Below are 13312 nucleotides of genomic sequence, written 5' to 3' on the forward strand. Positions count from 1 at the left end.
AGGAGCAGGTGCTGATATGTTTACGCAGAGCGTAGAGAATATCGTTGAGACAGCCGTAGGCAAACGCGACAAGATGAATGAGAGCCTGCCCAAGTATTTCTTGGCGGCACTCCTGGCAGGAGCTTATGTAGGTATTGGTATTATTCTGATCTTCTCGCTGGGGGCGCCGCTAGCCGCGATCAAGTCACCGTTCCAGCCGCTGATTATGGGCGCATCCTTCGGGATTGCCCTGACCCTGGTTGTATTCGCAGGTTCAGAGCTGTTCACGGGAAATAATATGTTCTTCACGGTAAGCACGCTTGCCGGGAGAACTACGGTCTGGGACACCGTGAAGAACTGGGTCCTGGTATTCCTCGGCAATGTAGCCGGTGCAGTAGTTCTTGCCCTGCTGATTCAGGGATCGGGTCTCTTCAAGGCAGCGCCTGCCGAGCATCTGATCTTCGCGGCAGCAGCCAAGAAGATGAGCCTGCCGTTCTCGGAGCTGTTCTTCCGCGGCATTCTCTGTAACTGGCTGGTCTGCCTGGCGCTCTGGATGTCCTCCCGCGCCAAGAGTGAAGCGGCGAAGCTGGTGCTGATCTGGTGGTGTCTGTTCGCCTTCATCGCGAGCGGCTATGAACACAGTGTAGCGAACATGACACTCCTCAGTGTAGCTGTGCTGCTGCCGAATCATCCAGAGACTGTAAGCATCGCCGGCTGGTTCCACAACATGATTCCTGTTACGCTAGGCAATATCATCGGCGGCGGTGTATTCGTCGGCATGGCCTACTGGCTAATCTCACCTGTGCGAACTCCGCGTAACGTATCTGCTACCCCTCAGACTAAGAAAGCAAGCTAACTTCTCCGTATAAAGTCCCGCAGCTGCTACATGGCTGCGGGGCTTTTTTGTCGCTCTATCCCTGCTATAATAGGGATAATTCTTACCAGGAGGTTATTTTCATATGAATATATTGATTCTTGGTGCTACCGGCCGGGTGGGGAGCCACATTGTTACCCATGCTCTTCAGGATGGACATCATGTGACAGTGCTGGTCCGCACGCCGGAGAAGGTTCAGCCGCTCCATGCCAACCTGACGATCATCGAAGGTAACGTTCTTAATCAAGATGATGTCGCCCGGGCAGTGCAGGGAAATGATGTAGTTATTAGTGCATTGAACACCGACGGGACAACCACGCTTACAGACAGTATGCCTTTTATCATCGAAGCCATGTATGGGGAGGGGATAGAGCGCATTATAACCGTAGGAACTGCGGGCATTCTCCAAAGTGAGCTTTCGCCTGAACTCCTGCGTTACCAATCCAGCGAATCTAAACGCAGGTCCACCCGTGCCGCTGAGGAACATGAACAAGCCTATCGCTTGCTGGAGCGATCGACACTGAAATGGACCATTGTGTGTCCAACCGCTTTGCGAGACGGAGAACGCTTGGGAATTTATCGTGTGAGACAAGATATTCTGCCCGAAGGCGGCACTGAAATATCTGTAGCGGATACAGCAGAATTCACCTATAGTCAAGTTGAAGCTAGCGATTTCATAAGAGCTCGTGTGGGTATAGCTTATTAATGAAGGGGAGCAATCCAGAAAATGAACCGAGGAGAGGGCTGCGATGGAAAGCTTTAACCATTTTGGCGTATATGGAATTTGTCAGCGTGACGGCAGGCTGCTGGTGATACAAAAAGGAAGAGGCCCGTATAGCGGAAGATACGATCTGCCGGGTGGAAGGCTTGAAGCGAACGAATCACTGCTTGACGGCTTAGTCAGAGAATTTATGGAAGAGACCGGATTTGCAGTCACGGTGGAGAGAAACCTGGGTACCTTCGATTTCTTTGTACGTTATCAGGAGGACAACTACACGCATATGCATCATCTGGCAGCACTATATGGGGTTGAATTGGCCGGGGAGCAGGCCCCTGCAGCTATTTCGGCTTTTGCGGAACAGGATTCGCGTGGGATTGAATGGGTGGATATGACTAGAATAACCCTAGATTCTGCTTCTCCGCTAGCCGTATATGCTGCGAAGTTCCTGAGGGGTGAGGATCTGCCTTTAGCACCAGAATATTATGATGATTGGGAAGTAAAAGGTACATAGGATGTGCATCTAGAGCGGTGAATTCATCTTCAGACAAGAAAAAAAGACGCCGGACAGGGCGCCTTCGACCACTCTATTAAATTTATGGGGTCAGATATGTTTCAATGAGGTGAATAGAGGGTATTATTGATAGGAAATTAAATTTAAATTCGGCAAATTTCATTGGGACATAATTCGCAGTGGCAGATTTCCTGAAGCATCGTCAGATTCTTGATGACAATCATGCCATTCTCATACTCTACCGCGTCTTTTTTACGCAAATCACTCAGCATGCGGTTGACGCTCTCACGAGTAGCGCCGATCATGTTGGAGAGATCGGTATGGGTGATTTTTTTGTTGATGAGAATGCTGTCGCCAGTCTTCTCGCCATACGTATTCCCCAGACGGATCAGTGTGGAGCAGAGTGCACCCGGTTTGCCGTACATCATCAGATCGCGGAATTTCGTCTGTGTGAGACGGTGATGAATGCCCATCCATTTCATGAAGTCGATCGCGAAGTCGCAGTGCTGGCAGATCAGAATCTCAAGATCCTTCTGCTCGATAACGCCAACTTCACTTTCCTCAATAACTTCGGCGGTGAAGCTATGCTTCGTGCTGAAGAACGGATCTGCCTGGCCTACCATGTCACCTGCCTGATACATATACAGAATCAGTTCTTTGCCTTCGTCTGTTGATTTGGTTAATTTCACTCGTCCACGTTTGATATAAAACAATTTATCCGAAAAGTCGCCTTCCCAAAACAGGTGAGAACCCTCTGGGACCATGCGTTCCTTCATTGTGACCAAAAGCCGGTTAAAGTTCTGTTCGGAGAAACAGTTTGTATTGCCGCGGGCTTCGATAACATTATAATGTTCCTTTATCATAATCGACATCCCCTTTATTCCCTCAGTTTTTCAGTAAATTTTAAATTAATTATACCTTGAAATTCCTCTTTATGGGTAAATATTTTCCCGTAAAAGTGTCGAATTTTTAACATTGTGATAATTTTCACTTCATTTGTGTGAGAGTTGATGTTTTTTTGGACCAGAACGGGTTTATTTGCCCTGCACTACAGAACATTATAGCAGCTGCCTCCTAATCCGGATAGATCCTGGGAGCAAGCGGCTTTTTTGCGTTGGTCACACATTTCCGCATTCCGTAAAAATACACATAACTCTCTTACGCACAGACCTTGGTCCAGAAGGAGCTTAGAGATACTCTGAAACTGAGCGTCCGAACCTCCGTATAGAGCGGCGGAACAGACCGAGTATTCTCTTAGCGAAGGAGAGTTCCAACATGGCAAAAGTAGCAGATCCATATCTGAAGGTCGATCCATGGGCAATTACTGAGGAGGGCTTCGATCCGGAGCGAAACCGGACTTCAGAATCGATTTTTTCACTGGGCAATGAGTATATGGGGGTACGGGGGTATGCGGACGAGGGCTACAGCGGCGATTCATTGCCGGGCAGCTATTTCAATGGACTGAATGAGCAAATGGAGGTCGGCAACCACTATAAGGGTATTATCCGGTCGCTGCGGTATATGGTGAATGCGGTAGATTGGCTGCATACCCGGATTTCGGTGGATGGTGAACCGCTGGATCTGGCTCATTCCCGCATTGAGAAGTATACCCGCAGACTGGATTTCCGGACGGGAACCTATACACGGGAGTTCATCTGGCTGCTGGCGGACGGGAAAAAGCTGAAGCTCCGCTTCACGCGGCTGGTAAGTATGACGACGTCTCATCTGGGGATGCAGGAGATTAGCTTCACCGCGCTTAATTTCACGGGTAAGGTGGATATTTGTACTGGCCTTGACTTCGGCATGGTTCATGAGGAACACGGCCAGAGCATGTGGAAGGAGCAGCGCAGCGGGGAGGAGGGTGCGGTGACTGCCATTATGGCTAGTACACTGACAACCGGGAATCAGCTGTTCTCGGGCTTTGTCCTGAAGTCTTCGCAGGCGCTGCATACGGAGCTTGTGGAAGATGACCGGTATATCGGGCGGCAATTCTCCCTTATGCTGGCTGAAGGGGAGCCAGCTTCCTTCACGAAGCTGGTGGTCAATGTGACGGACAGTGATGCTTCACGAGCAGCAGACCGTCTCTGGACAAAAGGCATGGAGCTGGCAGCAGCGGCTGACCGGCTGGAGGAGGAAGAGGTGCTTGCTGACCAGGCCGCCTACTGGAGCGGCATCTGGGCAACCAGCGATATCCGGATTGAGGGCGACCCGGAGAATCAGCAGGGCATCCGTTTTTGTATTTTCCAGTTGTATCAGACTTATCACGGGGACCATCCCGGGTACAACATCGGTGCCAAAGGGTTAACCGGCGAAGCTTACCGGGGGCTTGCCTTCTGGGATACTGAGTCCTACTGTCTGCCGTTCTATCTGTTCAATAACCCTAAGGCGGCCCGCAGTCTGCTGGAATTCCGCTACAAGACGCTGCCTCAGGCGCTCCAGCGCGGGAAGGATGTGGATTGCGCGGGCGCGTTCTATCCGATTGCTACGATTGACGGGACAGAGAGTTGTGACCTGTGGCAGCACTCCAACCTGCAGCTTCATGTCGGGACGGCCGTCTCCTATGGAATCTGGCATTATGTGAATAATACAGGCGACCGGGAATTCCTCTACAGTAAAGGGGCCGAGATGCTGATTCAGATCAGCCGTTTCTATGCATCCCGTGGTCAATGGGGGCAGCGCAGCGGGGAATACGGGTATTTCGGTGTTATGGGACCCGATGAATTCCAGCTAATGGTCAACAATAACTGCTACATTAATCTGATGGCTCAGAAGTTATTCGAATACACGCTCGAAACGGTAGCCCTAATGAAGGCGGAGGCACCGGAGGAATATGCAGCGGTTATAGCGGATACTGCGCTCCGCGAGGAGGAATTGGCCGACTGGGACCACAAGCGTACCCATATGAAAATCCCGTTCGATCCCGGTAGCGGCATCTACGAGGAGCATGACGGATTCTTCGACATGCCGCATCTGGATATTCATTCGATTCCGGTGTCCGAGTTCCCGCTCTATGCCAACTGGTCTTATGACCGTCTGTACCGTTACGATATGATCAAGCAGCCGGATGTGCTGATGTTCCTGTTCTTGTATAACGGGCAATTCTCCCGCGAGGCCAAGCTGGCGAATTATGAATATTATGAACCGAGATGTATTCATGAATCCTCGCTCTCGCCGTCCATTCACTCGATTCTGGCCAGTGAACTCGGCAAGCCGGAGGAAGCATACCGGTTCTTCGAGTTCGCCACGCGTCTGGATCTGGACAACTATAACCGGAATACAAGAGAAGGGCTTCACACCACATCGATCGCCGCAGCGTGGATGAACATCGTCTACGGCTTCGGCGGGATGCGCTCGGATGGAGATTGTCTATCCTTCCGGCCGGTGCTGCCGAAGCAGTGGACCGCCTACAGCTTCCAGGTGATGTGCAGGGGCGTATTGCTGGGGATTACGGTAAATGCAGAGTCGGTCTGCTTCAGAGCAGTCAATGGCGGAAGCGTGGAGGTGCTGATCTATGATCAGCGAGTGACCGTAGATGAAGCAGGTATAGAGCTTCCGCTGGCTGAAGGGATGCTGGCGTAATGGACTGGAAGGTAAGCGAGTGCGGGTTCGACGCTGGCAGAATGACGACGAATGGCAACAAATATATGATCGGTAACGGATACATGGGCTATCGGGGAGTGCTGGAGGAGTACGGCAAGGACCAGCTTGCGGCGGTTACATTGGCCGGAGTATATGACCGGGCGGGCGACAAATGGCGCGAGCCGGTGAACGCTCCGAATGGACTGTACACGGTCATCAGCTGTGACGGAGAAGTGCTTAGCGTACTGGAGACAGAACCGCTGGCTCATACACAGAGTCTGGATCTCCGCACAGCAGTCCACCGGAGGGAGACGATGTTTGATATCCGGGGAGGTGGAAGGGTGACCCTGACCGCAGAGCGGTTCGTTAGCATGAATCAGCTCCACTTGCTGGCAGCCAGATGGACCCTTCACTGCACCGTCGATTGCCGGATCGGGATAATGACGGGAATCGATGGCGCGATATGGGATATCAACGGCCCCCATCTGTTCGAACAACAGAGCAGCTCTGCCGGCGGGGTGCTGCTGTCAACAGCAGTTACCGGGGAGCTGGGGCAGCAGGTGGCGGTGGCTGAGCTTATAGCGTTCGGTACGGCTGAACAGGCGAAGCGGGTTGACGCTGTTATCGAGCTGGATGGAGGAACCGCACTGCGCCATATTTCTATAGAAGCCAAGGCAGGTGAGACTTATACATGGTGCAAATATGCAGCCGTGTTCACCGGTCTGGATGGCGAAGGCGATCCTGAGGAAGACGGGCCTGATGAGCGGGCGGTGCAGACTGTCCAGGAGGCCGCCGCTACAGGATATGGCGGACTGCTGGAGGCTCACCGGCGTAAGTGGGCGGAGCGGTGGTCACGAAGCGATTGTGTCATTGAAGGCGATGATGAGGCGCAGTTCGCTCTGCGGTTCAGTATGTATCAGCTGCTGATCATTGCACCTACGCTGTCGGAGAAGGTCTCGATTCCGGCACGCGGCTTGTCCGGGCAGGTCTATAAGGGGGCCGTATTCTGGGATACGGAGATGTTCATGCTGCCCTTTTTCCTGCACAGTGATCCTGAGATTGCCCGCAATCTGATGATGTATCGCATCCACACGCTGGATGGTGCGCGGCGGAAGGCGGAGGAATACGGATATTTAGGCGCCTTCTACGCATGGGAGAGCCAGGACTCCGGGGACGATGCCTGCACCCTGTTCAACGTGAACGATGTATTTACAGGACGGCCGATGCGGACCTATTTCCGCGATAAACAGATTCATATCAGTGCAGATGTTGTGCATGGACTCTGGCAATACGTGACCTTCACTGGAGATGACAGCATCCTGGCGGACGGCGGGGCAGAGGTGATCTGGGAATGTGCGCGTTTCTTCTATTCCTATGCTTATTATAATCCCGTGAAGCAGCGGTATGAGCTGCTGGATGTTACCGGACCGGATGAATACCATGAGCGGGTGAATAATAATGCGTTTACGAGTGCCATGGTTCAGGAGACACTGAAGATTGCCTTGCAGACAGCAGAGCGGTTGCAGGACAAATATCCGGCCGTGTATAACGGTCTTGCTGAATCTTATGCGGACGGGCCGTTCCTGGATGAATTCACAGATATGCTGGCACAGCTCTATGTTCCGCAGCCCGACCCGAATACGCTGGTGATTGAACAATTCGGCCGTTATCTGCAACTGGAGGATGTGTCTCTGGCTGAGTTGAAGGCACGGGTCATTCACCCGAATGAGTACTTCGGCGGAGGCAACGGGCTGGCTACCACAACAGGAATCCTCAAGCAGGCGGATGTGGTGCTGATGCTGTATCTGTTCAAGGGACAATTCAGCAAGGACGTGAAACGGGTCAACTGGGAATTCTATGAGCCGCGCACGGAGCATGGCTCAAGCCTAAGCGCGTGCATCTACGCCCTGGTCGCTGCGGATATCGGCTTGCCGGACTGGGGATATCCCTATTTCATGCGCACGGCCACGGTCGATCTTACCGGCGAGTCGAAGCAATACGTCGGTGACCTGTATATTGGCGGTACCCATCCGGCTGCGAATGGAGGCGCATGGATGGCTGTGGTTCTTGGCTTCGCGGGATTACAGTATGACGGCGAGAGCGCCATACTGAATCCGTCGCTGCCTCAGGCATGGGAGTCTGTAGAGCTGCCGGTTGTGCTGCGCGGCGGCAGCTTCCGGCTGCGGATCAGCCGGGAAGAGATTACCGTCACGGCTGCGGAAGGCAACAGCGAGGCTGTCACGTTCGCCGGATTCGGCGGCGAAGCTGAGCTGTGTCCTCCGGGGATGCAGCTGCGGCTGCGGGCCTAATTCCGCAACCGTATGTTTCAGATTTATTTCAGAGAGGAAATGTTAACGATGCTGGAGCATATGAAGGGCGCTATCTTCGATCTGGATGGCGTGATTGTAGACACGGCGAAATATCACTATCTGGCCTGGCGCTCGCTCGCCGGGGAGCTGGGCTTCCCGTTCACCGAGGAGGACAATGAGCGGCTGAAGGGCGTCAGCCGGATGCGGTCGCTCGATATTCTGCTTCAGATCGGCAGTCTGAGCTTCGGCGAAGCAGAGAAGCTGGCGATGGCGGAGAAGAAGAACCGCCTCTATGTGGAATATATCTCCGGATTGGACGAATCTGAGCTGCTGCCCGGTGTCAGAGCCTATCTGAATGCGCTCAGAGCACGCGGCGTGGCTATTGCCCTTGGCTCTGCGAGTAAGAATGCGGAATTCATATTGGATAAGCTGAATATTGCGGGGTTGTTCGACGTTGTTATTGACGGCAATAAGGTAGCCCGGGCGAAGCCGGACCCTGAGGTGTTCCAGACCGCCTGCCGGGAGCTGGGGCTGCAGCCTCAGGACTGTGTGGTATTCGAGGATGCCGAGGCCGGAGTAGCTGCCGGCAAGGCTGCAGGAATGCAGGTGGTCGGCATCGGGAAGCCTGAAGTGCTGAAGGCAGCGGATCTGGTGATATCCGGATTGCATGAATTGTAAGAGCTTGATAGAATGGCCCTTGAGGAACTTTTTTCCTCTATTATCTATTCTATTATAGAAGGAAAGCTTGAGGGATGATGATGGAAACGTTGTTGCTATGGTCTGAAGGTGTGCCTGGAGCGCTGGGTGCCAGTGAAGAGGATCAGCCTGCGATTACACCGTATTTAGTCGAAGGTAAGGGGAATGCAGCTGTTCTGGTCTGTCCGGGAGGCGGGTATGCAATGCGTGCCGACCATGAAGGCGGTCCGGTAGCGGAGTGGCTGAATACACTGGGCATCTCCGCGTTCGTGTTGCGCTACCGTGTTGCGCCTTACCAATACCCGAGTGCACTGCTGGATGCTCAGAGAGCGCTTCGCACGATCCGCTTCCGGGCGGACGAATATGGAATTGACCCGGACCGTCTCGGCATTCTGGGCTTCTCAGCGGGTGGACATCTCGCTTCTACCGCCGGGGTATCTTATGATCTGGGCAATCCTGATCACCCGGAGCCATTGGAGCGGCTGTCCAGCCGTCCGGATCGCCTCATTCTATGCTATCCGGTCATCTCAATGACCGAAGGGGTGACACATCAAGGCTCGAAGGAGAATCTGCTGGGAGCCGTTCCCGATGCAGAGCTGTCGCTTAAGCTCAGCAGCGAGTTCCAGGTGACTCCGGACACGCCGCCAACGTTCCTCTGGCATACCTCTGATGATGATTATGTCCCGGTGGAGAACAGCCTGCTGTTCGCCGCAGGTCTTAGCCGCCATAAGGTTCCATTCGATCTGCATATCTATGCGCACGGTGTACACGGTCTGGGCTTAGCCCCTGAAGAGCCGCACACCAAGACATGGACGGATGCCTGTGCCTCATGGCTGCAATTGAACGGGTATACGAGAGCGTGAACTTCTGTATCTATGCCCGCGTCCAAGGGGACGGTAAATAATCACCTTAGATAAAGGGCGTCCCACGCTGCCGGTCGGCAGCAGGACGTTCTTTTTTGCAGGGGTAGAGACCTTTAGATAACTGGTTCAGATGACTATGCTGCTATATTAATTTATAATATTCTACGGATAGGGTGATTCGAGAGACCCAGGAAAGGCAGGTACATATTATGAGTCTTATGTTTTCACGCGTGCATACAGCGGAAGAGACCGCTGAGGTTGCCTTGTTGGCGGCAGAGATATGGCGCGAATATTATATCACCCTTATTACTTCCCAGCAGATCGAGTATATGCTTGACAAGTACCAATCGGTTCCAGCGATTACGCAGCAGATCCATGAGCAGGGTTACGAATATTACTTAATCCATAGCGGGGAAGGTTCTACGGTGGGATATATGTCGGCCAGACAAGATGAAGGGAAACTCTTCCTGAGCAAGTTCTATATAGGCAAGGAGTACAGGGGGCGCAGCTACGCCAGCCAAGCGTTGGCCTTCCTGGAGAAGCTGTGTCAGGACCGTAATCTGACTCATATCTGGCTGACAGTCAATCGTGATAACGAATCCAGCATTGCGGTATATCAGAAAAAAGGATTCCGGATGATACGGGAACAAATAGCGGATATCGGTAATGGATTTGTTATGGATGATTTTATTCTGGAGAAAGAAATCCCGGTCCCCTGAGAGAGGAACAGCTTATTCATGAACAAGGATTCATCCTATAATCAATCGGTGACCTATTGGAAGCAATATCAGAAGTTTTTCCCGGATGACATGCAGATCAATGAAGGCCATTTACCCGCAGAAGAGTGGATGACCTGGAACCATGCTCATATTCATCTGGACCGTATGCCTGCTCCAAATGCACCCTTGAAAATTATTTTCATTCATGGCGCTGGAGGCAATGGAAGATTGCTCGCTCCATATGCACGTATGCTGCAAACTTATGGTTATGAAGTCGTCTCTCCGGATCTGCCGCCCTATGGTCTAAGCTATACCGATTCAGCGGAATCACTAGATTATCAGCTCTGGATTGACATCCTGAATGAACTGATCGAACAGGAGCTTAGAAGGGACGGCAAGCCTATTATTCTGCTGGGCTCCAGTATTGGCGGCATGTTGGCTTATCACACCGCAGTACAAAGTAAGCAGGTCAAAGGGTTAATTGCAACGACATTTGTGGATACGAGTGATGTGAAGGTTCGTGATCAGTTAGCTCCCAACATACTCATTAGCCGGTTAGGGGGATGGTGTATGAATCAATTCCCTGCCCTGCTAGACTCCCTGCAGATCTCTGTGAATAAAGTATCCCGGATGAAATTGATCACGAACAACGCCGAACTGACCAGACTTATTATGAATGATTCCCATGCGGCAGGCACAAAAATCCCTTTACGCTTATTAAGAACATTTCTAAATATGAAACCGGTCCTGAAACCTCAGCACTTTGACCTGTGTCCGGTATTACTCGTTCATCCTCAATTAGACCCTATGACTCCTTACCGCTTCAGTAAACCGTTTTATGGCCATCTTAAAAGCAGAAAAGAATCTGTGATTCTAGAGGGCGCAGGTCATTTTCCGATTGAACCACAGGGGCTGGAGCAGATGATTATGGCTGTGCTTGCTTTTTTGAGAACAGTAGAGGATGAACTCTAGACAGCAGGAACGCCAGCTATAAATACTATTCATTAAAAACCAGTCACCACGGCAGCTCCGTGTTGTGGCTGGTTTTTGTTTCTGAGTTGATGCAATAGTAAAACTCCATACAAATGGACATAAAGAACTTTGAAATAAACCTGTGTAAGCGCTTGTAGGTTTGTTAAAATATAAGAACTTATATGTTTCACACGATAACTTATCCTTCTATTTCTCGCTGAAACGGTACCGTCCTTTAAAAGGAAGGCAACGCCGTTTCCACTTGTATTATTGGAACTGGAGGTGAATCCAGATGTTGTCCACGCTTGTAAAACCCATTGTCAGACTCAGTGTCAAGCAGCAGTTGATTCTGCTGTTCCTGATCATGATTACGCCTATTCTGATTCTGAACAGCTACGGCAACTATAAGGCAGAGGAGATTCTCAAGCACCATGTGACCAATGCCTATGTGGAGCTGAACAAGCAGAATTTTGCCATCATTAACAGAGACATCGATACGGTGAACAAAATTACGACCACCGTCATCCAGAATCCGGTCCTGCAGCAGCTCAACATGAGCGGAAATGATACGGTGCTGGAGCGTGTGGAACGTTACGAGACCATCGAGAAGCTGCTCGGGAGCTATTCGCAGGGAGCGGAGCGGGGTGACGGCATTTACTACTCGCTATACGTATATGATCCCGATAACTACTACTTTTTCGCCCCCAATTTTCCGCAGGTGAAGAAGGCGGGGGTTTATTTTTTCTCCAAGGAGGAACGGCCGTACTGGTTCGATCAGGTAGTGCAGCAGAAAGGCCGAGGTACCCTGATGTTCACCGATAAGCTGAGTCCGCAGGCCGAAGAGCTGAAGACGCTCACTTATGTCAGGGCTGTCAATAATATCTACCGGGGGGAAGGGACGCTCGGCGTGCTGGTGGTGACCAAGATGGAATCGAAGATCGGTGAATCGCTAAGGTCCATCTCACTGCCGGACGGGGAAATCTATCTGACGGATATGAGCAACCGTGTACTGGCCTCGACCACGAATTCAACCGGAGAGGTGATCGTTCTGCCGGACGGCTCGGAGGCGGGAGATCCTGAGGGAACCGAGGATATTATCACGGATGACTTCATCTATGTGGTGAACAACAATCATGCCTTTGAGCAAAAGCTGGTCTACAAGGTACCCGTCAAATCCCTGCTCCAGCAGCAGAACGAAATGAAACGCGTCATTCAATACATAACAGTGGCCTACGCGCTGTTCGGACTGATCATCATTACCTACTTTTGGCGTTCGCTGATGACCCCTTTGCAGAAGCTGGCTTTTTTTGTACGCAAGTATGAGCCGGGCAACCGTGTGCCCGAGACTCCCCGCAGAGGCAGTAACGATGAGGTCAGTGTGCTGATTACCGCCACGTACGATATGGCCCGTAGGCTCAACAGCCTGATTATGTACAAATACCAGATGGAGCTGAAGCAGAAGGAATCGCAGCTGCAGCTGCTCTATCAGCAGATCAACCCGCATCTGCTGTACAACACCCTGGAGAGTATTTATTGGAAAAGCTCGCTCGAAGGCAACGTGGAATCGGCGGAAATGATCAAGGAATTATCCAAGCTGATGAAGATCAGCTTAAGCCGGGGCCGGGAGCTGATCACGCTAGAAGAAGAGCTTGAACATGCCAGTGCCTACATCAAGCTCCAGCAGCACCGGCATGATTATGTGTTCGCCGTTATCTGGAATATCGCTCCCGAGACCACCAGGAATCTGATCCCCAAGATCACCCTGCAGCCCCTGATCGAGAATGCCATTATCCACGGGGTTAAGCATATGGAGGAGGACGGCGAAATCATTATTACCTCTGTGCTGGAGGATGGCCGGATTCGGATTACCATTGAGGATAACGGCTATAAGCAGGTCGATTATAAGGCTATCGAACAGATACTTAATGATGACAGTCCGAACCCGGTGAACGGCTACGGTATCCGCAATATCCATCAGCGTGTGCAGCTGCATTTCGGCGGGGATTACGGGATCAGCTACGGACCGCGCGAACGCGGAGGCACGATAGTAAGTGTGATCCTTCCGAAGTCAGAGACTATAGAGTAGAGG

11 protein-coding genes are annotated in these 13312 nt (G+C 51.8%); 10 read left to right on the forward strand and 1 reads right to left on the reverse strand.

Going from position 1 to position 13312, the window contains the following annotated elements; translation table 11 throughout:
* The first annotated feature begins 16 nt into the window (after nt 1-16).
* From ACFSX3_RS14230 to ACFSX3_RS14240, 3 genes are all read left to right on the forward strand, one after another.
* Nucleotides 17-835, forward strand: a complete 819-nt coding sequence (locus tag ACFSX3_RS14230) for a formate/nitrite transporter family protein (protein WP_036731856.1) — start codon at nt 17-19, stop codon at nt 833-835.
* Nucleotides 836-938: 103 nt separating this feature from the next.
* Nucleotides 939-1559: an NAD(P)-dependent oxidoreductase gene (locus ACFSX3_RS14235; protein ID WP_209984510.1), complete on the forward strand. Its 621-nt coding sequence runs from the start codon at nt 939-941 to the stop codon at nt 1557-1559.
* A 43-nt stretch (nt 1560-1602) separates the two neighbouring features.
* A complete protein-coding gene (locus ACFSX3_RS14240) occupies nt 1603-2085 on the forward strand; it encodes an NUDIX hydrolase (RefSeq protein ID WP_209984506.1) in 483 nt (160 codons plus the stop codon).
* 143 nt (nt 2086-2228) lie between these two features.
* Here ACFSX3_RS14240 and ACFSX3_RS14245 read toward each other — a convergent pair whose 3' ends face one another.
* Nucleotides 2229-2948, reverse strand: coding sequence for a Crp/Fnr family transcriptional regulator (locus ACFSX3_RS14245; RefSeq protein WP_379255983.1), 720 nt, complete (start codon nt 2946-2948; stop codon nt 2229-2231).
* Between the two features lie 412 nt (nt 2949-3360).
* Here ACFSX3_RS14245 and ACFSX3_RS14250 point away from each other — a divergent pair, with 412 nt between their 5' ends.
* From ACFSX3_RS14250 to ACFSX3_RS14280, 7 genes are all read left to right on the forward strand, one after another.
* Complete coding sequence (locus ACFSX3_RS14250) at nt 3361-5664, forward strand: glycoside hydrolase family 65 protein (protein ID WP_209984503.1); 2304 nt, start codon at nt 3361-3363, stop codon at nt 5662-5664.
* The gene (locus ACFSX3_RS14255; protein WP_209984500.1) at nt 5664-7973 is read left to right on the forward strand and encodes a glycoside hydrolase family 65 protein; all 2310 of its coding nucleotides are present in this window, start codon (nt 5664-5666) and stop codon (nt 7971-7973) included. Before ACFSX3_RS14250 ends, ACFSX3_RS14255 begins: the two co-directional genes overlap by 1 nt.
* A gap of 48 nt (nt 7974-8021) precedes the next feature.
* The gene (gene pgmB, locus ACFSX3_RS14260; protein WP_209985133.1) at nt 8022-8651 is read left to right on the forward strand and encodes a beta-phosphoglucomutase; all 630 of its coding nucleotides are present in this window, start codon (nt 8022-8024) and stop codon (nt 8649-8651) included.
* An 80-nt stretch (nt 8652-8731) separates the two neighbouring features.
* Nucleotides 8732-9532, forward strand: coding sequence for an alpha/beta hydrolase (locus ACFSX3_RS14265; RefSeq protein ID WP_209985131.1), 801 nt, complete (start codon nt 8732-8734; stop codon nt 9530-9532).
* Nucleotides 9533-9741: 209 nt separating this feature from the next.
* A complete protein-coding gene (locus ACFSX3_RS14270; RefSeq protein WP_209984498.1) occupies nt 9742-10251 on the forward strand; it encodes a GNAT family N-acetyltransferase in 510 nt (169 codons plus the stop codon).
* Nucleotides 10252-10269: 18 nt separating this feature from the next.
* A complete protein-coding gene (locus tag ACFSX3_RS14275; RefSeq protein WP_209984495.1) occupies nt 10270-11223 on the forward strand; it encodes an alpha/beta hydrolase in 954 nt (317 codons plus the stop codon).
* Between the two features lie 292 nt (nt 11224-11515).
* Nucleotides 11516-13309, forward strand: a complete 1794-nt coding sequence (locus ACFSX3_RS14280) for a cache domain-containing sensor histidine kinase (protein ID WP_209984491.1) — start codon at nt 11516-11518, stop codon at nt 13307-13309.
* The last annotated feature ends 3 nt before the right edge of the window (nt 13310-13312 follow it).

Source organism: Paenibacillus rhizoplanae (assembly GCF_042684125.1).
GTDB classification, from domain to species: Bacteria; Bacillota; Bacilli; order Paenibacillales; family Paenibacillaceae; genus Paenibacillus_AQ; species Paenibacillus_AQ rhizoplanae.

Bases quoted from the DNA above. Each gene is read 5' to 3' on its own strand.
- ACFSX3_RS14240 (WP_209984506.1), top strand. From the start codon at position 1,603: ATGGAAAGCTTTAACCATTTTGGCGTATATGGAATTTGTCAGCGTGAC.
- ACFSX3_RS14230 (WP_036731856.1), top strand. From the start codon at position 17: ATGTTTACGCAGAGCGTAGAGAATATCGTTGAGACAGCCGTAGGCAAA.
- ACFSX3_RS14280 (WP_209984491.1), top strand. From the start codon at position 11,516: ATGTTGTCCACGCTTGTAAAACCCATTGTCAGACTCAGTGTCAAGCAG.
- pgmB (WP_209985133.1), top strand. From the start codon at position 8,022: ATGCTGGAGCATATGAAGGGCGCTATCTTCGATCTGGATGGCGTGATT.
- ACFSX3_RS14265 (WP_209985131.1), top strand. From the start codon at position 8,732: ATGGAAACGTTGTTGCTATGGTCTGAAGGTGTGCCTGGAGCGCTGGGT.
- ACFSX3_RS14255 (WP_209984500.1), top strand. From the start codon at position 5,664: ATGGACTGGAAGGTAAGCGAGTGCGGGTTCGACGCTGGCAGAATGACG.
- ACFSX3_RS14275 (WP_209984495.1), top strand. From the start codon at position 10,270: ATGAACAAGGATTCATCCTATAATCAATCGGTGACCTATTGGAAGCAA.
- ACFSX3_RS14270 (WP_209984498.1), top strand. From the start codon at position 9,742: ATGAGTCTTATGTTTTCACGCGTGCATACAGCGGAAGAGACCGCTGAG.
- ACFSX3_RS14235 (WP_209984510.1), top strand. From the start codon at position 939: ATGAATATATTGATTCTTGGTGCTACCGGCCGGGTGGGGAGCCACATT.
- ACFSX3_RS14250 (WP_209984503.1), top strand. From the start codon at position 3,361: ATGGCAAAAGTAGCAGATCCATATCTGAAGGTCGATCCATGGGCAATT.
- ACFSX3_RS14245 (WP_379255983.1), bottom strand. From the start codon at position 2,948: ATGATAAAGGAACATTATAATGTTATCGAAGCCCGCGGCAATACAAAC.